The sequence below is a fragment of the Neisseria sp. P0001.S005 genome, assembly GCF_051963715.1.
Genome location: NZ_JBQCTZ010000858.1, coordinates 1 through 331, shown reverse-complemented (window position 1 = coordinate 331; position 331 = coordinate 1). Strand labels below are relative to the sequence as shown.

General features: G+C 60.1%; 1 pseudogene. It reads left to right on the top strand.

From position 1 onward, the window contains the following. Positions 1 to 331: pseudogene (locus ACTHSP_RS23220) on the top strand (M16 family metallopeptidase); the annotation flags it as partial.

Below are 331 nucleotides of genomic sequence, written 5' to 3'. Positions count from 1 at the left end.
ACAGCAATGCCGAAAGCGCATCCGCAGGCTTCCGCAGCCTCAGCAAAGCCGACATCCGCGACAAAGCCGCCAACTTGATCAACCACTCGCTGACCCGTCCGCGCTTTGACGAAGCCGTTTTCCGCCGCCGTCAAATCCAATCCATTACCGGCTTGCAACAACAGGAAACCACCCCCGACTACACCGCCACGCGCGAACTGACCAAGCTCATCTACCCGAACCACCCCTACGGCAGCGGCGCAAACGTAACCGTCGACAGCCTCAAACGCGTTAGTCTGGACGACATCCGCGCCTTCCACCGCACCCACTACGGCAAAGACAACGCCATCGT